Origin of the sequence: Collinsella tanakaei, assembly GCF_021531055.1 — a bacterium.
GTDB classification, from domain to species: Bacteria; Actinomycetota; Coriobacteriia; order Coriobacteriales; family Coriobacteriaceae; genus Collinsella; species Collinsella tanakaei_B.
Window position 1 is genome coordinate 133,374 of the sequence record NZ_JADYTL010000001.1, and the last position, 20,223, is coordinate 153,596.

General features: G+C 63.9%; 17 protein-coding genes and 1 tRNA gene. 16 read left to right on the plus strand and 2 right to left on the minus strand.

Going from position 1 to position 20,223, the window contains the following annotated elements; genetic code table 11:
• Positions 1–2: 2 nt before the first annotated feature.
• The gene (locus I6E04_RS00565; RefSeq protein ID WP_235421144.1) at positions 3–896 is read right to left on the minus strand and encodes a prephenate dehydrogenase; all 894 of its coding nucleotides are present in this window, start codon (positions 894–896) and stop codon (positions 3–5) included.
• Positions 893–1,918, minus strand: a complete 1,026-nt coding sequence (aroF, locus tag I6E04_RS00570; protein WP_235421145.1) for a 3-deoxy-7-phosphoheptulonate synthase — start codon at positions 1,916–1,918, stop codon at positions 893–895. Before aroF ends, I6E04_RS00565 begins: the two co-directional genes overlap by 4 nt.
• A gap of 203 nt (positions 1,919–2,121) precedes the next feature.
• Here aroF and I6E04_RS00575 point away from each other — a divergent pair.
• The 16 genes from I6E04_RS00575 (at position 2,122) to obgE (ending at position 20,221) form a co-directional block, all read left to right on the plus strand.
• Positions 2,122–2,198, plus strand: a tRNA-Arg gene (locus I6E04_RS00575).
• Between the two features lie 102 nt (positions 2,199–2,300).
• The gene (locus tag I6E04_RS00580; RefSeq protein ID WP_235421146.1) at positions 2,301–5,033 is read left to right on the plus strand and encodes an HAD-IC family P-type ATPase; all 2,733 of its coding nucleotides are present in this window, start codon (positions 2,301–2,303) and stop codon (positions 5,031–5,033) included.
• A gap of 106 nt (positions 5,034–5,139) precedes the next feature.
• Complete coding sequence (locus I6E04_RS00585; protein ID WP_235421148.1) at positions 5,140–6,246, plus strand: double zinc ribbon domain-containing protein; 1,107 nt, start codon at positions 5,140–5,142, stop codon at positions 6,244–6,246.
• Positions 6,247–6,430: 184 nt separating this feature from the next.
• Positions 6,431–6,961, plus strand: coding sequence for a peptidylprolyl isomerase (locus I6E04_RS00590; protein ID WP_235421149.1), 531 nt, complete (start codon positions 6,431–6,433; stop codon positions 6,959–6,961).
• An 11-nt stretch (positions 6,962–6,972) separates the two neighbouring features.
• On the plus strand, positions 6,973–8,322 hold the full coding sequence (locus tag I6E04_RS00595) for a tetratricopeptide repeat protein (protein WP_235421150.1): 1,350 nt from the start codon (positions 6,973–6,975) through the stop codon (positions 8,320–8,322).
• A gap of 118 nt (positions 8,323–8,440) precedes the next feature.
• Positions 8,441–9,472 (plus strand): rod shape-determining protein, encoded by a 1,032-nt coding sequence (locus I6E04_RS00600; protein WP_235421502.1) that lies wholly within the window; start codon positions 8,441–8,443, stop codon positions 9,470–9,472.
• A gap of 79 nt (positions 9,473–9,551) precedes the next feature.
• Entirely contained in the window at positions 9,552–10,499 is a 948-nt protein-coding gene (mreC, locus tag I6E04_RS00605; protein ID WP_235421151.1) for a rod shape-determining protein MreC, read from the plus strand.
• 9 nt (positions 10,500–10,508) lie between these two features.
• Positions 10,509–11,054, plus strand: coding sequence for a rod shape-determining protein MreD (gene mreD / locus I6E04_RS00610; protein WP_235421153.1), 546 nt, complete (start codon positions 10,509–10,511; stop codon positions 11,052–11,054).
• 11 nt (positions 11,055–11,065) lie between these two features.
• Positions 11,066–13,123 carry a penicillin-binding protein 2 gene (gene mrdA, locus I6E04_RS00615; protein ID WP_235421154.1) on the plus strand — a complete coding sequence of 686 codons (2,058 nt, stop codon included), beginning with the start codon at positions 11,066–11,068 and terminating at the stop codon, positions 13,121–13,123.
• A gap of 10 nt (positions 13,124–13,133) precedes the next feature.
• On the plus strand, positions 13,134–14,336 hold the full coding sequence (locus I6E04_RS00620) for an FtsW/RodA/SpoVE family cell cycle protein (protein WP_235421156.1): 1,203 nt from the start codon (positions 13,134–13,136) through the stop codon (positions 14,334–14,336).
• Between the two features lie 22 nt (positions 14,337–14,358).
• The gene (locus tag I6E04_RS00625) at positions 14,359–15,273 is read left to right on the plus strand and encodes a hypothetical protein (protein WP_235421157.1); all 915 of its coding nucleotides are present in this window, start codon (positions 14,359–14,361) and stop codon (positions 15,271–15,273) included.
• 2 nt (positions 15,274–15,275) lie between these two features.
• Positions 15,276–17,153, plus strand: a complete 1,878-nt coding sequence (locus I6E04_RS00630) for a TIGR03960 family B12-binding radical SAM protein (protein WP_235421160.1) — start codon at positions 15,276–15,278, stop codon at positions 17,151–17,153.
• Complete coding sequence (locus I6E04_RS00635) at positions 17,150–17,980, plus strand: TIGR03936 family radical SAM-associated protein (RefSeq protein WP_235421161.1); 831 nt, start codon at positions 17,150–17,152, stop codon at positions 17,978–17,980. Before I6E04_RS00630 ends, I6E04_RS00635 begins: the two co-directional genes overlap by 4 nt.
• Positions 17,981–18,078: 98 nt before the next feature.
• Positions 18,079–18,438 carry a 50S ribosomal protein L21 gene (gene rplU / locus I6E04_RS00640; RefSeq protein ID WP_235421163.1) on the plus strand — a complete coding sequence of 120 codons (360 nt, stop codon included), beginning with the start codon at positions 18,079–18,081 and terminating at the stop codon, positions 18,436–18,438.
• Between the two features lie 34 nt (positions 18,439–18,472).
• Positions 18,473–18,730 (plus strand): 50S ribosomal protein L27, encoded by a 258-nt coding sequence (rpmA, locus tag I6E04_RS00645; protein WP_235421164.1) that lies wholly within the window; start codon positions 18,473–18,475, stop codon positions 18,728–18,730.
• 123 nt (positions 18,731–18,853) lie between these two features.
• Positions 18,854–20,221, plus strand: a complete 1,368-nt coding sequence (obgE, locus tag I6E04_RS00650) for a GTPase ObgE (protein WP_235421166.1) — start codon at positions 18,854–18,856, stop codon at positions 20,219–20,221.
• Positions 20,222–20,223: the final 2 nt, after the last annotated feature.

Genomic DNA, 20,223 nt, shown 5'->3' on the forward strand with positions numbered 1-20,223 from the left:
GGTTATTCGCGTCCTTCGTCGTCGAGTGCACGTTTGATGCGGTCTCCTTCGGCCAGCAGCATGCGCAGACGGTCTTGGTCGCGCTGCTCGAGGGCATCGCGATATGCCGAGAGTGCCTCGATCAGCCAGGTTATCTCCTGTCCGAGATGATCCGCGTCGTCGCACATGAGCTCAGCCCACATGGAGGGGTTCAGATGCGCCACGCGCGTCAGGTCGCGATAGCTTCCCGCGGAGAAGCCGTGGTGCATCTGTGCGGTCGGGCTCTTCACGTACGCGTTGGACACCACGTGCGCGAGCTGGCTGGTGTAGGCGATCACGGAGTCGTGCACGTCGGGTGTGGTGACGCTGAAGCGCCCGAATCCGACGGGAGCGAGCAGCATATGGGTGCGATCGAGCAGCGACAGACGCGTCATGTCGTCGACAGGCGGCGGCGTGAGCACCATCGGAGCGCCGCGGAACAGGTTGGCGCGCGCGTAAGCGAATCCGGAATGCTCGGTACCCGCCATGGGGTGGGCACCGACGAAGGCGAATCCGTGTTGGGCGGCCAATGGGAACGCATCACGGCAGACCGCCGCCTTGACACCCGCCGTATCGATTACGACCGGACCGGTCCCTGCGGTCACATCCGATGCCTCACCGAGCGTTTCCGCATGGGCGTGCAGCCAGTCGGTGCACGCATTGGGATACGCGGCGAGGACGATCAGGTCGCAGGTCGGAATCGTCGTATCGTCGAGTTCGCCGCTGATCGTCTCGATCCGTGCGGCTCCCATGGTGTCTTGGTCGGGATCGTAGGCGACGACATCGGCGCCTGTCGCGCGATAGGCGCGCGCGAAGCTGCCGCCGATCAGGCCGAGCCCCAAGATGCCGACGCGCATGCCGGTCGCATCGTTGCTCATGAGCGTCCACCGTCCTGGGCGATGACGGCCCGAATCGCACGGATGCGGTCCATGAGATGGTCGAACTGATCGGGGGTGAGCGCCTGCGCACCGTCCGACCATGCGCGCGCCGGCATATCGTGGACCTCGATCTCGAGACCGTCCGCCCCCGCGGCGCAGGCGGCGAGCGCCATGGGCTCGACGTAGCGCGTATATCCGGTCGCGTGGCTCGGGTCGGCGACCACGGGCAGGTGGGAGAGGTAGTGCAGGACCGGCACCGCGTTGAGGTCGAAGGTGTTGCGCGTGCGCGTCTCGAACGTGCGGATGCCGCGCTCGCAGAGAATCACGTTCGGGTTGCCCTCGCTCATGATGTACTCGGCGGCCATCAGCAGCTCATCGATCGTTCCGGACATGCCGCGCTTGAGCAGCACGGGGACCTGTGTTTTGCCGACTTCCTTGAGCAGGGGGAAGTTCTGCGCGTTGCGGGCGCCGATCTGCATGACGTCGATGCCCTTGTCCACAAACAGGGCTACATCGCGCGGGTCCATGATCTCGGTCACGATCGGCATGTCCAGCTCACGGGAGGCCTCGATGAGGAGGTCGAGCCCCTCGCTGCCCATACCCTGATAGGCATAGGGGGAGGTGCGGGGCTTGAAGGCCCCGCCGCGCAGCATGGTCGCACCGGCGGCATGCACGCGACGCGCGATCGCGAGGAGGTTCTCTCCCTCGACGGAACAGGGGCCGGCGATGACCTGGAAATGCCCCCCGCCGAGCTTCACGCCGTGACCGCAGTCGACGACGGTGTCGGCGGGATGGAACTTGCGATTCGCCTTCTTGAACGGCTCGGAGACGCGCTGCACGCGCTCGACGATGTCCATCGATTCGAGCAGGAACGGATCGATCTTGGTCGTATCGCCCACCAAGCCGATGACGATCTTGTTCTCGCCGCGCGAGACGTCCGTCTGCAGGCCCTTGCTTTGGATCCAGCTGACAAGCTGGTCTACGGCTTCGTCGGGTGCGCTGTTGCGCAAAATGGCGATCATGCGGCCTCCTTCACCGGCTCTGCGGCGGTCGTCTGGCGGGTTGTGTAATGGAGCAGTGTATACCAATCGGGCTGCTTCGGGCACGCATGCGATGAACTTTAATAGAGTGGAGTGTCGTGGCTGCCCCGCGTCCCCGTGCGCACGTATATTTTCTGTGCGCGGTGGCATGTGAACGGGCACATCGCTATAATGGCTATCGTTGTGCCCCATTAGCTCAGGGGATTAGAGCGTCTGCCTCCGGAGCAGAAGGCCGTTGGTTCGAATCCGACATGGGGCACCATCATCCGCTGTTTGAAAGTCGCCCTGAGCGGCTTTTTTCTTACCGGTCGAATGGCCATCCGGCTCGGGAGGTACGATGTCGCAATCCCAGGTGCGATCCGATATGACGGAAGACGACGTTTCGGTGGGCGATCGCGATGTCCTGCGCGGCCTTTCGCTCGAAGAGGTGCAGGCCCGTATCGATGAGGGCAAGGTCAACGTCAACGTCGAGCTCAAGACCAAGTCCGTGCGCGAACTCGTCCTCGAGAACGTATGCACCCTGTTCAATCTCATCAACGTCGTGCTCGCGGTGCTGGTCATCGTCACCGGCTCGTTCAAGAACCTCACCTTCCTGCTGATCGTCGTTTTGAACACCGGCATCGGCATCGTCCAGGCGTGGCGCTCCAAGCGCCTGGTCGATCGGCTGACGCTGCTCACCACCAAACAGGCCACGGTCATCCGCGAGGGCGTCGAGACCCATGTCGATCTGGAGCAGATCGTGATCGACGATGTCGTGCGGCTGGGTCGCGGCGACCAGATCCCAGCCGACGCCGTCGTGGTGTCGGGCGAGGCGCAGGTCAACGAGAGCCTGCTCACCGGTGAGAGCGATCTGATCCGCAAGGTCATCGGCTCCGGGATCATGAGCGGCAGCTTCGTCGATTCGGGCGTCATCTACGCGAAGGTTCGCCATGTCGGCGCCGACAACTACGTGTCGAGGATCAACAACGAGGCGAAGTACGTCAAAAAAGTCAACTCCGAGATCATGAACGCGCTCAACGCGATCGTGCGCTTCGCCAGCATCATCATGGTGCCGCTCGGCATCGCGTTGTTCATCGCGAGCGTGCACGGCTCCTACGTGGCATGGGCGAACCATTCCCCCGATTCGGCGGCAGGTGTCTTCTCGTGGCTCGTGTCCGGTTCCGCGGCATGGGGCGACGTCTCCCGCGCGATCCTGTCGACGGTCGGCGCCCTGCTGGGGATGATCCCGCAGGGCCTCGTCCTGCTCACCTCCTCGGTGCTCGCCATCGCCACCGCGCGCCTCGCGCGCCGTCGCGTGCTCGCCCAGCAGCTCTACTGCATCGAGACCCTGGCTCGCGTGGACGTGCTGTGCCTCGATAAGACCGGTACCATCACCTCGGGCCGCATGGAGGTCGAGGGCGTCTACGATTTGGAGGGGAGCGGGTCCGCGGTGCCCACCGCCGATGTGGACTCCGAGCTCCATCGCGCTCTTTCCGGTATCGCGTTCGCCACCTCGGCCGACGCCAACGAGACATGTCGCGCCGTGCTCGATTACTATGCCGCGCGCGGCCTCACCCATCCCGAGGCGCTTACGGTCGTGCCGTTCTCGTCGACCAAGAAATGGAGCGGTGCCTCGTTTTCCGAAGGTTCCTACATCATGGGTGCGGCCCAGTTCTGCCTGGACGAGGCTGCGTTCGAGTCGGTTCGCACCGCGGTCGAGGACCTCGCCGCTACCTGCCGCGTGCTCGTCGTCGCGCGCGTCGACGGCTTCACCGCCGAGGGCGATATGGTCGGGCGCGCCGTGCCGATCGGCCTTGTGGGGATCCGCGACGAGATCCGCTCCTCGGCGGAGGATACCATCAGGTTTTTCTGCCAGCAGGGTGTGACCCTCAAGGTCATCTCGGGTGACGATCCGCGCACGGTCTCCTCCATCGCTTCGGTGGTGGGGATTCCCGATGCCGACCGTTACATCGACGCGACGAAGCTCGACACGCCGGCGAAGATCGATGCCGCCGTCGAGAGGTACCAGGTGTTCGGCCGTGTCACGCCGCAGCAGAAGCGCGACCTGGTCGTCGCGCTCAAGGCCCATGGCCACACCGCCGCCATGACCGGCGACGGCGTGAACGACGTGCTCGCCCTGAAGGAGGCCGACTGCTCCATCGCGATGGCCGCCGGCTCGGACGCCGCGCGCAACGTCGCCGAGATCGTGCTCGTCGACAACGACTTCGCCTCCATGCCCGCCGTCGTCGCCGAGGGGCGCCGCTCCATCAACAACCTGCAACGCTCTGCGGCCCTGTTCCTCACCAAGACGCTTTTTTCCATGGGGCTGGCCGCGATCTGCATCCTATGCCCGCCCTATCCCTTCCAGCCGATCACGATGACGCTCATCAACTTCTTCTGCATCGGGTTCCCGAGTTTCGTGCTGGCGCTCGAGCCCAATCGCTCGCGTGTGCAGGGGCGCTTTCTCACCAACGTGCTGCGGCGCGCCTGCCCCGCGTCGATCGCGGTCATCGTCGCGTGCGCGCTGTGCATGTTCGCCGCTTCCTCCATCGGTCTTGGCGAGCTCGCCCTGTCCACCATGTGCCTGATCACCACCGCGTCGATCGGGTGCTGCCTCATCTGGCGGATCTCCTGGCCGTTCACGCGTCTTCGCCTGGCGCTGTTCATCGTCGTCGTGGCCGGTCTGTGCCTCGGCGTCATCGCGTTTCCCGACCTGTTCTCCATCGCCGCCCTGTCGCCGAGCATCATCGTGGCGACCCTCATCGTCGCCGTCATCGGTTGCGCGTTGTTCTTCGCGATGGCTCGCGCGGTCGACTCGGTCGCATCGCGGCAGACGCATTCGGCGACGGGGTTCGGTCGCGGCGTCAGGATGTCGCTTGGTCGCGGGGGTGGTAAGGTGACCTCCACGGGATCCTCGGCGCGTCGCCTCATCTCGTCCACACTCGCGCGCAGGAAGGAGAGTGCCGACTTGCGTCGGGCGCGCACCTCGGCCCAGCGCGCGGTGACGGGGGAGAGCGATGCCCTCAAGCGCCAGCGCCGTCGCCGCATCGTCAAATCCTCCCACGGCATCAAGATGAGCATGGGGTCGTCTAAGAAGCGTTCCTCCCACGATGCGTGATGCTATACCGCCGTGCCGCCCGTAGGGAGCGGCAAGGTGGTATTCTTGCTTCGGGGAATCTCTCCGAAGAACCGTTCGATTCCGCATGTACGAAATGGGGAGCGCCGTGATCTGTCCGCATTGCTTGAAGACCATCGACGACAACGAGACCTTCTGTCCGCACTGCCATGGGTACGTCGGCAGTTCCTCGAGTTCGGAGTTCGTCTTCTGCGAGGGGTGCGGCGCCCGTCTCTCCACGCATGATAGGACCTGTCCCAAATGCGGTCGTCCCGCCCCCGGCATCCTGTCGGTCGAATCCTCATCCTCCGATCTCGCCGCCGGCAAGACGGCGTCGTTTCCCCGTCTGACCAAGCATATGATCCAGACCGAGACGCCTGCGGTCGAGCCGATCTCGGCCGCCCGTGAGCTCGATGATTCCGTCGACCCTTCCTCGACCAACGTACTGGACCGCGGCGACCTCGACCGCGCCGCCGGTACCGTGAAGCCCGTTATGCCCGTCGAGGACCCCTATCATCCGCATCGCCGTTCCTATCGTGGGCTCATCATCGCCCTCGTCGCCATCGCGCTGATCGGCGGCGGCGCCGCGTTCGTCGCCCTCGATCCGCTCGGTGTCATGCCCGGTTTCTATGAATCGTTCAAGAACGCCGCGCAGGAGGCGTTCCCCTCACGGCAGGTGGCCGAGGACCCCCAGAATCAGCAAACGGTTGAACCCGTCGTTCCGCAGGGTTCCGATGCGGTCGAGCCCGAGCCTAAAGAGGATACCGAGCTCAACGACGACGAGGTCTTCGCGGTGCTTTCTGACGCATACGACAAGTTGCTCGAGTACGATTCCCAGGAGGGCATCGGCGAGGTCATCGATTCGTTCAATTCGTATTACCTCGACCCCGACCTGGCCTCGCGTGAGGCGAACTCGCGTACCGCCTACGAGCTTCGCGACGCGATCCAGGAGACGATCGACGAGCTCGAGGGGATCGAGGCGCCCGCCGACACGGTGTATGCCGAGGACATCGACCACATGATCCAGCTCGCGACCTGGATGTACGGGCGCGTCGACCAGATCTGCGCGTCGTGGGACGTTTCGCTCGCGATTCCGGAAGGGGAGTCGACGCTTGCCGCCGAGGACGATATCCTGCAGCCCATGCGCGAGGCGGGCTCGAGCGATCTGGACCAGTTCGACGCCCATCTGGGCGAATGGGAGCCTCAGGAGAAGTAACGCTCCATGTCGCTCCCCGTGCATCGTCGATGGCTGACGAAAACGGGTTGGATGGAACACGTCCCCAACTGACCCATCGGCCCTGGCGGCCGCTTGTCGGGCGCGCTGGTATGCCGAACGTGTGAACCCCCGCCGTTCTTGGTAGAATACCCAAGATAGCTGTTTTCTGTGTAAAGGGGATCCGATGTTCGGTAAGCAACTCTACACGCCTTCATATGTCCCGACGGGTACGGAAGTCGCCACGATCGAGACGTCGAAGGGGACGATCCGCGTCAAGCTCGACGCCGCGGGAGCGCCCATCCATGTCGCGAACTTCTGCGAGCTCGCCATCCACGGGTTCTACGATGGTTTGAAGTTCCATCGCTATGTGCCCGGATTCGTCATCCAGGGAGGCGACCCCAATACGCGCGATATGACCGGCGAGGACGTGGCGCGCGGCGTGGCGGGCCCCGACGGTAGGCCCGGCACCGGCGGTCCCGGGTACTGCATCAAGGGCGAGTTCGCCACCAATCCCAACAACAGCCACGACGACGGCGCGCTGGCCATGGCCCGTTCCATGGACCCCGACTCCGCAGGCTCCCAGTTCTATTTCTGCCTCGGTCCCCAGCATGGGTTGGATTCCGGCTACACGGTGTTCGGCCAGACGCTCGAGGGCCTCGACGTCATCTCCCAGCTCCGGGCGGGCGATGAAATCATCCATATCGAGATCGTCTAGAAGGAGCAACCGTGAACGCACAGTATTTCGATCGCGCCCGCAGCGCCTACCGCGCCGGTGACTATTCCGCCGCCGCGCAGATGTTCCTGGCGGCCAAGGATCCCGGCGAGCTCGCCGGAGAGGCCGACCACCTGAGGGGCAATTCCCTCATGAAGCTCGGCCTGTTCTCCGACGCCGCTCAGGCGTACGCCGATGCCCTGGAGGATACCTCCTACGGAAAGTCCGGAGCGCTGCTCACCAACCAGGGTAAGGCCTACGCCGCGTCGGGCGATCTTCACGCCGCCGTCGACTCCTTTACCGCCGCGACGAAGGATGCCAGCTACGCCACTCCGTACAAGGCGTTCATCGGCCTTGCGAACGCGCAGATGAAGCTCGGCAACGTCGCCGAGGCCGGCGTCGCCTTCCGTTCCGCCGCGATCGACGGCACCAACCCCGCGCCCGCATCGGCGCTGGCGAGTCTCGGCGATTGCTTCGTCAAGCTCGGTCGTCCCGCCGACGCGGTTGAATCCTATCTCACCGCGCTCGACTACGTCGGCGCCCACGACGATCCGCGCGCCATCGAGGCCAACCTCGGCTGCGCCTACCAGGCCGCCGGTCGCAGCGCCGACGCGGTCGATTCCTTCAATCGCGCCACCTCCGACGGCATCTATCAGCTTACCGCCGAGCAGTCCGAGGCCTTCGCCGCGGCCCGCGAGGCGGCGGTCGCGCAGCGTCAGATCGTCAACGCCACGGGGTCCGTTCCCGTGACGGCCGCGGATCCCCTGGATCCCATGGGCGCCACCGGTAACTTCATGCCCGATCCCTCCGACACCGGCTTCTTCACCATGACGGAGTCCGAGATGATCCAGGAGGACAAGCGCCGTGCCAAGGTGCGTCGCAAGCATCGCCACACCGGCCTCAAGGTCTTCATCGTGATCGTGTTGCTGCTGCTCATCGCCGGCGGTGCCCTCGGTTTCCTGTACACGCGCGGATTCGGGTTCCCCTCCCAGCAGGATGCCGTGTCCGGCCTGCTCACCGCCGTGGCCGAAGGCGGCGATACCGACCAGTACCTGTCGCCGCGCCTGTCTGAGGACAACAAGAACCGCATCGTCAGCACCATTGAGGGCATCGGTGACGCGACGGCCGAGGTCTCCGGCCTCGATGCCGGCATGACCGAGAGCGATGCGACCGTCACGGTCTCTCTGGCTCCCGGCGGCACGCTCACCTACGAGGTGCATTTCGTGCGCAGCGATAACCATATCGGCTGGGCGATCGAGTCCTTCGAGCCGTACTTCGGCGATGTCGACGAGTCCGGCTCCTCCGACATCGACACCGCCGATGTCGCCACGGACACGACGGTCGATCCGGGTTCCGCCGCGTAAGTTGATTCTTTGCAGACGCGACCTCGCATGCTCTGCGCGTCGCGTCTGCACTACACTGCATACCTAATGGTTCTATGAACGTTCTTTACAGCCCTTTGGAGCGGTTTTGTTTTCTTTGATGGATATGTTCTTCGGTCAGTATGGAGGCGATCTGGCGATCGACCTCGGTACCGCCAACACGCTCGTGTCCGTTCGCGGCAAGGGCATCGTCATCCGCGAGCCTTCCGTCGTCGCGATCGATAAGAACGACGAGCGCATCTTGGCCGTCGGTATCGACGCCAAGCGCATGCTCGGCCGTACGCCCGGCAACATCGTCGCGGTCCGCCCCCTGAAGGACGGCGTCATCGCCGATTTCGACGTCACCGAGGCCATGCTGCGTTACTTCATCGACAAGGCGAGCGACAAGCGCTATCCGTGGACCCCGCGTCCCCGTGTCGTGGTATGCGTTCCCTCCGGTGTCACGAGCGTCGAGAAGCGTGCCGTCTTCGAGGCGACTATTTCCGCCGGCGCGCGCCAGGCGTATCTGATCGAGGAGCCCATGGCCGCTGCCATCGGTGCCGACCTTCCTGTAGAGGAGCCGACCGGCTCCATGGTCGTGGACATCGGCGGTGGTACCACCGAGGTCGCGGTTATCGCCATGGGCGGCATCGTCGTCTCGCAATCCATCCGCGTTGCAGGTGACGAATTCGATCAGGCGATCCTGTCGCATGTTCGCGACGCGTACAACCTCGCGATCGGTGAGCGCACCGCCGAGGATATCAAGATCAAGGTCGGTTCCGCCGTACCGCTGAAAGACGAGCTCGACGTCGAGGTCAACGGACGCGACGTCATCTCCGGTCTCCCCAAGACGGTCCGTATCGAGAGTGAGGAGATCCGCCGCGCCCTCAACAAACCGCTCGACGAGATGACCAAGGCGGTCAAGGAGGCGCTCGACGCCACGCCGCCCGATCTTGCATCCGACCTTATGTATTACGGAATCCTGCTGACGGGCGGAGGCGCTCTGCTGCGCGGCCTCGACGTTCGTCTTCGTGATGAAACCGGCGTCGCCGTCAACGTGAGCCCGACCGCCCTCGACAACGTGGTCAACGGTTGCGCTCGCGTGCTCGAGGCCAACGCGTTCGACGGCGGGTTCGTCCAGAGCAACGCGTAGCTGGAGGTTCAATCGCGTGCCACGCAATCAGAGGAGATACCCGTCTTCACATCTGAATACGAAACGGCAATCAACGGGGATGCGCCCGTTGATTGTTTTATGCGTTCTCTCCATCGTCGTCCTGACGTTCTACATTCGCGAAGGGGAGTACGGGCCCATCCATGCCGTGCGCTCCGCCGTCACGACCATCACCAGTCCGGTACGCTTCGCCGGCTCGCTTGCCGCCACGCCGTTCAACGCGCTCGGCAACGTGTTCTCGAACCTCACCGCATCGCAGGAGACGCTTTCCGAGCTCAAGGCGCAAAACGATGAGCTGACCGCCAAGGTCGCCGAGCTCTCCGAGGCGCAGGAGACCGCCGAGCGCCTGCAGGAGCTCGTCGGGCTGCAGTCCACCTATAACCTGCAGTCGACCGCCGCCCGCATCATCGGTGGCTCGAGCGACGCTTGGTCCCAGACCGTTACCATCGATAAGGGATCGGCCAACGGCATGGCCATCGGCATGCCCGTCTGCAACGCGTACGGCGTGATCGGCCAGATCACCGAGACCTCGCTCAACACCTCGACCGTCCTGCTCATCACCGACGAATCCTCCGGCGTCTCCGCCATGTCGCAGCGCTCGCGTGCTCAGGGCATGCTTCGGGGGCAGCCCGACGGAACGCTTCGACTCGAGTACGTTTCCGTCGATGACGACGTCAAAACCGGAGATATCGTCATCACGTCGGGCATCGGCGGCGTCTTTCCCAAAGGTCTGCCGATCGGCACCGTCTCGTCGGTCGATCGAAGCGACAACGATATCTACTATACGATCGTCGTTCGCATGCAGGCATCGACAGAGAATAACGAGGAGGTGCTCGTCATCACGTCCCTGACCGACGAGCAGCGGGCCTCCGATGACGATGTGGCCGCCGCCAACGACTCGGATGATGTTTCCGCGGATACGTCCGTTGACGATGCGGACGCAACGGATTCCGGGGATGATACCTCAGATGATACGTCTGATGTCGACGACAGCACGGATGAGGAATAGGAGGTCCGCATGCAACTTCGTGAAACGGGCCGTCCCATGCGTTCGATTATCGTGCTCTCGGTCGTCGCCGCCCTGCTGCAGGTCGGGCTCGCTCCTCAGTTGTCGGTTATGGGCGGGACGCTCAACTTCATGTTGGCCCTGTGCTGCGCCTTGGCGCTTACCAGCGACGTCTCAAGTGCCGTCTACATCGGATTTTGCTGCGGTTTGTTCTTCGATCTCACGTCTTCGGGTCCCATCGGGCTCATGGCGCTGATCATGACCGTCGCCGGATTCGGCCTTGCGACCGCATCGCGCGGCGTGATGGGCGGGCTGACCCCTGAGTCGTTGCGTCTGGCCGGCATCGTGATCCTGCTCGTGAACCTCGCCTACGGGCTCTGCCTGTTCCTTATGGGCGTCCAAGGCGACCTGTTGTGGGCGTTGTTCGGACACGGCATCTCATCGACGGTTCTCGATATCTTGCTTGCCGCGTTGTTCCTGCTCGTGCTATCCGGCCAGGGGCCGCAGCGCACGTTCTCGTCCCGTCCCCGCGGATCCCGATACAAGCTCAACCGATAGGAGGGATACCCGTGGACGCTCGACTCGTTGTCGTCATCGCCGGTGTCGTCCTCTTCGTCGTGATCATCGCTTCGCTGATCGTGCTTCGGTCCCATGGCGGTCGGTTCACCTTCGACACCCAGCATGGAACCCAGCCTAAAGCGACGGAAGGGGAGGGTAACACCCCCGGTGTGACCTTCAGAGGTCGTTTCACCATGCTCACGGCTGCTGCCGGCGCGATCTTCGCCGCTATCGGCGTGCGTCTTTGGAGCATGCAGATGGTCTCCTCCGATTATTACGAGGAGCTTGCTCAGCAAAACCAGACGCGCACCGTCACGACCCCCGCGCCCCGCGGCCGGATCCTCGATCGCAACGGCGAGCCGCTCGTCACCAATCGCGCGAGCCTGACCGTTGCAGCCTACCGCGACCTTGCGGATAGCGAGATCGTGGTGCGTCATCTTGCGAACGTGCTCGGCATGCCGTACATCGCCGTCCGTCGCAATATTCAAGATTACAACCAGGGTGCCCAGAGCCTGCACACCGTCGCGTCCGATGTGCGCCGTTCCACGGTCGCCTATATCCAAGAGCATCCCGTCGACTTCGACGGCGTGCAGGTCGTTGAGCGTACCGAGCGCGTCTATCCCCACGGGGAGCTTGCTGCGCATGTCCTCGGCTACACCGGTACCATCACGCAGGAGCAACTTTCCGCCCAACAAGAATCGCAGGAGCTCGGCGAGGATTCACCTGGATCCATCGTCTACGAGTCGGGCGACATCGTCGGTCAGGCCGGCGTCGAGATCGCCTACGAGAGCCTGCTGCAGGGTATCCGCGGTGAGCAGACGGTGCAGGTCGATGCGTCCGGCAACGTCACCGATGCCACCGCTGCCATCCCCCCTGAGCCCGGAAGCGATATCAAGCTGACGCTCGACATCAAGATCCAGCAGGCGTGCGAGGACGGTCTCGACCTCGCAATCAGCACGGCCCACCAGTTCGGCTATCCAAACGCCAAATGCGGCGCGTGTGTCTGCATAGACTGCACGAACGGCGATATCCTCGGCATGGCCAGCGCACCCGAGTTCGATCCGTCGGTTTTCATCGGCGGCGTTTCCAATGACGACTGGTCGATGCTCAACAGCGAGGACAGCGGCTATCCCATGATCAACCGCGCGATCGCGGGCGAGTACATGTCGGCTTCGACCATCAAGCCCCTTTCGGCGCTCGCCGCGCTCGAATACGGCATCTACACCGAGAATGAATCCACGGTCTGCACCGGCTGGTGGACCGGTATGGGTGAGTCGAACGGCCGTTACTGCTGGGATCATTCCGGCCATGGACCCATGACGCTCCAGTCGGCGATCACGATGTCGTGCGACCCGGTTTTCTACGAGATCGGCAAGGGCTTCTACTATGACGAAGATAATCCCGAAGGTCTTCAGGAGGTCTTTCGCCGTTGGGGGCTCGGTGATGCCACCGGCGTCGACCTTCCGGGTGAAAGCTCGGGTCGCGTGCCGGATGCGAAATGGAAAAACGAGTACTTTTCGAGTTGGGACGAAGGCGATCGCACATGGAACCCCGGCGATATGTGCAACATCGTCATCGGGCAGGGTGACATCCTCGTGACGCCGCTTCAGATGGCGTGCGTCTATGCGGGTATCGCCAATGGGGGAGCCGAGCCGGTTCCGCATATCTTCCATTCCGCCATCAGCAGGGACGGCAGCCGCGATGCGGTGACCTATGAGCCCAAAGAGCGCCTGAACGCCTCGTATCGCCAGGAATCCGACCTCGACTTGGTGCGCAACGGTCTGATCGGCGTCATCTACGACGAGTCCGAGTCGCAGGCCTCGCACTTCACCAATCTGTCGGTCAGCGTTGCGGGAAAGACCGGCACCGGCGAGAAGAACGGTCAGGACGATTACTCCTGGTTCGTCGCGTATGCTCCCGCCGACGATCCCAAGTACGTTATCGCGTCGGTCGTCGAAGAAGGCGGATTCGGATCCACGTCGGCGATGTACGCGGTGCGCACCGTGCTCGGCGCCATCTACGACGAGCCGGATACCGCAACGATCTCCGCCAGCGACGGCGCACGTTAGGAGGATTGTCATGACACAGACAGATGCTGCTGCATCCGCGGACGTGCTTAAACGCGTCAACCGTCAGGCTTCCGCGCAGCGCGGTCCCATCAAGCGCTTCATCAACGTGCCGGTGCTGATCGCCGTCGTGCTGCTGATCATCTACGGCGCGATCGTGATCTGGTCTGCGTCGCTCACCATGCCCGAGGCGTCGTTTCCCCGCCATCTGCTCGGCATAGGCCTTGGTGCCGTGCTCGGTGTCGTTTGCTGGAGGCAGGACTTCCGCGGTCTCGCCAACATCACGACGCCGCTGCTCGTACTCGACGTCCTCGTGATCTTCTCGCCGTATATCCCCGGTTTGTCCTACAACGCTATGGGCATGACCGGATGGATCCGCTTTCCCTTCATCAACCTGACCTTTCAGCCTGTCGAGCTGGCGAAGATCATCACCGTCTTCGTGATCGCGGCGTATGGAGCCCAGTACAACGGCAAGATCGATTCGGTGCGCGACTACGTGAAGCTCTGCGGCATGCTCGCGATCCCATTCGGCGCGATCATCTTGGCCGATGATCTCGGCAGCGGTCTTGTCGTCTTCTTTTCCGGTGCGGTCATCATCATGATGAGCGGACCCAAGAAGGAATGGGTGCTCTCCACCATCGCCATCATCATCGGCATGGTCGCCGTGCTGCTCGCGGCGGACTCCGTCGTCGACAGTCTGCTCGGCCAGGACGTATTGCTCCGCCAGTATCAGATCAATCGCCTGCTCGTGTTCATCGATCCGACGGCTGATACGACCGGATCGGGCTACAACCTCATGCAATCGTTGATCGCCGTGGGTTCGGGCGGATTCTTCGGCAAGGGGATCGGAGCGGCATCGCAAGCGGGCGAGGGGTTTTTGCCCGAGGCGCACACCGACTTCGTCTTCGCGTTGCTGTGCGAGGAGTTCGGCTTCATCGGGGCGCTGATCCTGCTTTCCCTGTTCGCGTTGCTCATCTTCTCGACGATTCGCATCGCGTTTCGCGCCTCTTCGCTCTACCTCAAACTCGTCGCCGTCGGCATCGTCGGTATTTGGATGTTCCAGCTCCTCGAGAACGTCGGCATGTGCATCGGCCTCATGCCCATCACCGGCATTCCGCTGCCGTTCATCAGCTTCGGATCGAGTTCCATGCTCATGCAGATGGCGAACGTCGGCATCGTCCAGTCGATCTGGCGTCTGAGGAACAAGGCCGCATAGATTTAGCTTCAAGGAGGTTTCCATGCATATTCCGTACCAGCGCATCGCCGATGCGCTCAAGATGGGCGTCTCGACGCTGCGTGACGCCGACGAACCGGTCCGCGTCGCCGTGTTCGTCGACGCGACCGCCACGCCAGCGCTCGTCGACTGTGTGAAGGAGGGCTTCGTTCCACAGACGACGTCCGCGCTCGTGCGGGTCGCACGCCTCTCCGACGATGTCGAGGTCAAGTCCGATACGGATGTTGCCATCGTTGTCACGTGCGGCTCCGAGCAGTTGCAGGAAGCCGTCCAGCGCATCATCGTGACGGGCACGCCGACGGTCGTGCTGTGCGAGTCGAGCGTGGAGGCTCCGTTCATCACGAAGGACACACCCATGCTGGGCCTTATCTCGTCCACGGATAAGACCTACCTGCTCGAGACCCTTGCACGCTGGATCCTCGAACGCACCGAGAAGCAGACGGCGTTCGCCTCGAATTTCCCGTTCATGCGCATCGCCGCGGCCAATCGCATCATCACCTCGTGCGCGATGGCGAACATGGCCACCGGTGCGCTCGTGTTCATTCCGGGTGCTGACTATCCCGTCATGGCGCTCGCGCAGATCGGCATGTTGCTCGATCTTGCCGCGGTGTTCGGCAAGCCCCTCCGTATGGAGCGCGGGTACGAGATCGCGGCGGTTCTCGCTGGAGGTCTTGCCTTGCGTGCCGCGGCGCGTGCCGCCACCCAGGCTGCGCCCCGCCTTGGATTCGCCGTCAAAGCGCTCGTCGCCGCGGGCGGCACGTTCGGCATGGGACGCGCCCTCATGTTCGCCTATGAACGCGACATCGATTACTCGCGTGCGAATGACATGGTGCTCTCCGTCGCCGACCGGTGCCGCCGCGTCGCCAGCGGCTTCATGGGCCGCGCCGATATCGTCGTCGATGACGTGCAGGCGGTGTGATCGTGCGCGTACCTTACGAGAACCGTTTCGGCGACCTCGAGCCGCTGCTGCCCCGGGTCGAGAAGCCGAGCCGCTATATCGATCATGAGTGGGGCACGCTGAGCTCGCCGGAGGCCGCCTATCGGGCTTGTCTGATCTATCCCGATGTCTACGAGGTGGGCCTGCCCAACCAGGGCATCGCCATCCTCTACGCGACCTTGAACGCGCAGGAGGGCATCTCCTGCGAGCGCGGCTACGTCCCCTGGGTCGATATGGCCGACCTCATGCGTGAAGCCGGCGTCCCGCTGCTCTCCTTGGAGGGCGCCGCCCCTGTCGCCTCGTTCGATGTGGTCGGCATCCATATCCCGCACGAGATGGCTGCCACGAACGTGCTCGAAACCCTCGATCTGGCTGGCATCCCGCTGCATTCGCGCGACCGCGACGACGGCGACCCGCTCATCATCGCGGGCGGTCCTTCCGTCTACAATCCCGAGCCCCTCGCGCCCTTCATCGACGCGTTCCTCATCGGCGAGGGCGAGGAGCATATCGTCGAGGTCTGCCGCGCCCACGAGCGCCTTCGCGATGGGGGTGCCACGCGCGCGGAGATCCTGCGTGAGCTCGCGCGGATTCCCGGCACCTATGTTCCGAGCCTGTATACCGAGAGCTACGAGGGGCCCTGTACCGAGCACGGCTATGCCGTTCCCGCCGACGGCGAGGATGTGCCTGCGACCATCTATAAGCGCGTCGTCGCCGATTTCGCCGCGACCGACCCGGTTCCCCAGTCGGTCGTCCCCTTCGCTCAGCTCGTCCATGATCGCCTCTCGATCGAGGTGCTACGCGGCTGCGCACGCGGCTGCCGCTTCTGTCAGGCCGGCATGACCTACCGCCCGGTCCGCGAGCGCACGCCCGACCAGATCGTGTCCGCCGTCGTCCGCGGCCTGGAGAAGACCGGCTACGACGAGGTCTCGCTGACCTCGCTTTCCACCACCGATCATTCCTGCTGTCGCGAGATGCTCAACCGTCTCAACACCCGACTTGCCGATACCGGTACGCGCGTGTCGATCCCCTCCCAGCGACTCGATTCGTTCGGGGTCGACATGGCCGCCAGCGTGGCGGGGGAGAAGAAGGGTGGTCTCACCTTCGCGCCGGAGGCAGGCAGCCAGCGTTTGCGCGATGTGATCAACAAGAACGTGACGGAGGAGGACTTGGAGCGTGCCACCCGTGCCGGCTTCGAGGCCGGATGGCGTCGCGTCAAGCTGTACTTCATGATGGGGCTTCCCGGAGAGACCGATGACGACATCGTCGCCATCGCGCAGCTTGCCGACCGTACCTACGAGATCGCGCGCGAGGTGGTCCCGCCGGCGCAGCGCGGCGGGGTTTCGGTCTCCGTCTCCTGCTCGGTGTTCATCCCCAAGGCATCCACGCCGTTCCAGTGGTGCGCCCAGCTCGACGATGCCGAGGTCAAGCGGCGCCAGCAGCTGTTGATCCACAGCGTGCGCAACCGCGCGGTCCGCGTCCACTATCATGACGCCGACACCTCCTTGATCGAGGCCGTGCTCTCCCGCGGCGGTCGCGATGTCGCCGCCATCGTGGAGGGCGCTTGGAGGCGCGGTGCGCGCTTCGATGCCTGGACCGAGCAGTTCTCGCTCGAGCGCTGGGAGCAGGCGGCCGAGGAGGCGTCGATGGACCTGCGCGCCGTCGCGCATGCCCCGTATGCCGTCGACGCCCGCTTGCCGTGGGAGCACGTCAGCACCGGCGCGAGCCGCGGCTTTTTCGAGCGCGAGTACCGCCGTGCCCTGAACGCCCAAACCACGCCCGACTGCACGCGGACGTCCTGCACCGGGTGCGGGATCTGCCCGACGCTCGGCGTCGATAACGTTTTGGTAGGTGATCGGTCGTGAGCGATACCCAGGCCGGCGGCCTCTATAAGCTGAGGTGCGCCTATGTCAAGCAGGGGAGGCTGGCATACCTCGGCCATCTCGAGGTGCTGCACACCATCGAGCGCATCGTGCGTCGCGCGCAGCTGCCCTTCGCGGTCACGCAGGGCTTCTCGCCTCATATGCGCGTCGCCTTCACCTCCGCGCTTCCCGTGGGCACGTCGTCCGACGAGGAGCTGTTCGATCTCGTTCTGACCTCCTATGTGCCGCCCGCGGAGGCCTTGGCGCGACTCAAGGCCGCCGCGCCGTGCGATCTCGCTCCGACGAACGTGTGCTACGTGGACATGCGCACCCCTGCGCTGACCGCCGCCATCACACGGGCGGTCTATCGCGTCGTCATGACGATGCGCGATGGCCTCACCTGTGAGGATACGGTCGTCGCGGATGCGCTCGACCGCGTCGTCGCCATGGGGAGCATCCCGTACCTGCGCGGTAAGAAGTCGAAGGTACTCGACCTTTCGGCCACGCTCGTCGAGGTATCCATCGTCGAATGCACGGCCGGGCGCATCGTGCTCGACCTCGATACGAGGATCGGAAACGACGGATCGCTTCGGCCCGAGATCTTCGTCGTCGCCTTCGATCGCGTCCTCGCCGGCGCGCTCGGGTGCGATGAGGTTCGTGAAGGTCCTATCGTTTCGACGGGAATCCAGGACCTTTCGAGCATAAAGCGCTATGCTGTATGCCGGACTGCCCAGTACGTGGAGGATGCTGACGGATCCCTCTTGAGTCCTTTGCGCGCTGGCGAGACACCATCTGCTCCCATTTCCGTCTCGTCTGTGCCGTCCTTGTGAATTAGCAGGGCAAATGCAGGTTTGCTCTGTTGACGCACGCAAAACCACCTGATAGAGTATTCGGCTGTTGCACTAACTGATGCATGAAGGGCAAAACAATGTACGCAATCGTTACAACCGGCGGCAAGCAGTATAAGGTCGCCACCGATGATGTTCTGAACGTCGAGAAGATCGAGGGCGAGGTCGGCGACAAGGTCGAGCTTCCCGTCATCTTCCTGAACGACGGCAAGAAGATCATCACCGATCCTGCCAAGCTTGCGAAGGCTAAGGTCACTGCTGAGATCGTCGAGCAGTTCAAGGGCAAGAAGCAGCTCGTCTTCAAGTTCCACAAGCGTAAGCGCTATCGTCGTCTCCAGGGCCACCGCCAGCAGCTGACCCGTCTGAAGATCACGAAGGTCCAGGCTACGTCCCGTGCCAAGAAGAGCACGGCCGAGGCCGAGGCTCCCGCGGCTGAGTAACCCGCACCGAGAACTGTAGAAAGAAGGAAACACCATGGCACACAAAAAAGGTCTCGGCTCCTCCCGTAACGGCCGCGACTCGCGCGGTCAGCGTCTCGGCTGCAAGCGCTTCGCCGGCCAGACCGTGAAGTGCGGCACCATCCTCGTCCGTCAGCGCGGCACCCACATCCACCCCGGCGCCAACGTCGGCCGTGGCAAGGATGACACCCTGTTCGCGCTCGTCGACGGCACCGTCGAGTACACCCGCGGCATCAAGCATCGCGTGAACGTGCGCCCTGCCGTCGAGGCCTAGTCGACGCTCTTCATTCCAAGCATCATCGAGACCCTTGGAGCTGCTCCAAGGGTCTCTTTTTTGCCATCGGCAAACCGTCTACAATGAACCCCGAACCGTTCTCGGACCATCTCGAGGAGTACGATGTCCCAGTTCACCGATATCTGCCGCATCAACGTGAAGGGCGGCGACGGCGGCGCAGGCTGCATGTCCTTTCGGCGTGAGGCCTATGTGCCCAAAGGAGGCCCCGACGGGGGAGACGGCGGGCGCGGCGGCAACGTCGTCATCCAGGCGTCCTCCCAGCTCTCGTCCTTGATCGACTACCGCTTCAAGCATCATTTCCGCGCTGAGCGCGGCACGCACGGCCAGGGCTCCCGTCGCGATGGCAAGTCAGGCGAGGATCTGATCCTCAAGGTCCCCATGGGGACCGTCGTCCGCGAGCTTGATCCCGACACGCAAGAGGTCGCCTACGAGATCGCCGACCTCACCCATGACGGAGAGCGCGTGATCGTCGCCCCCGGCGGTACGGGCGGCCGCGGCAACACGCACTTCGTCACGCCGACCCGTCGCGCTCCGGCGTTCGCCGAGAAGGGTGAGCCCGCCGAGGAGCACTGGATCGAGCTTGAGATGAAGCTCATGGCCGATGCCGCGCTCGTGGGCATGCCCAGTGTGGGCAAGTCCTCCCTGATCGCGCGCATGAGCGCCGCCAGACCCAAGATCGCCGATTACCCCTTCACCACACTCGTGCCCAATCTGGGCATGGTGCGCGCGGGGGACTATTCCTACGTGGTCGCCGATGTTCCCGGTCTGATCGAGGGTGCGAGCTCCGGTCGCGGTTTGGGCCACCAGTTCCTCCGCCATATCGAGCGCACCGCGCTCATCATGCATGTCGTCGACATCACCGGCGGATTCGAGGGGCGCGACCCCATCGAGGACTACCGCATCATCAACCAGGAGCTCGCAGCCTACGCGAGCGAGCTCGCCGACCGCCCGCAGATCGTGGTCGCCAACAAGTGCGACGTCAGCGGTATGACCGAGCGCGTCGCGGCGCTCAAGGAGGTCGCGATCGCCGACGGTCATGAGTTCTTCGCCGTCTCGGCCCTTACGGGTGCCGGCATGCAGACGCTCATGCTCGCCTGCGGCAAGCGCGTCGCCGAGCTTCGTCGCGAGCTCGCCGAGGACCAGGAGCCGAGCGATCTGTACGACGAGCAGTGGGAGCGCCGTCGCCGTGAACGCGACCGCGCCTTCACGGTCGTGTGCGAGAGCACCGGCATCTGGCGCGTCATCGGGCGAGGCGTGGAGCGCCTGTGCGTGAAGACCGATTGGGAAAACGAGGAAGCGGTCATCTACTTCCAACGCGCGCTCGGCAAGATCGGCGTGGACGCCGCGCTCGAGGAGGCCGGCTGCGTGGCGGGCGATGAGGTCCGCATCGCCGGATACTCCTTCGCCTACGAGGGCGCCGAGGAGTACGGATACGAAGAGGACCTGCCCATCGAGGATGAGGAGGCGTGACG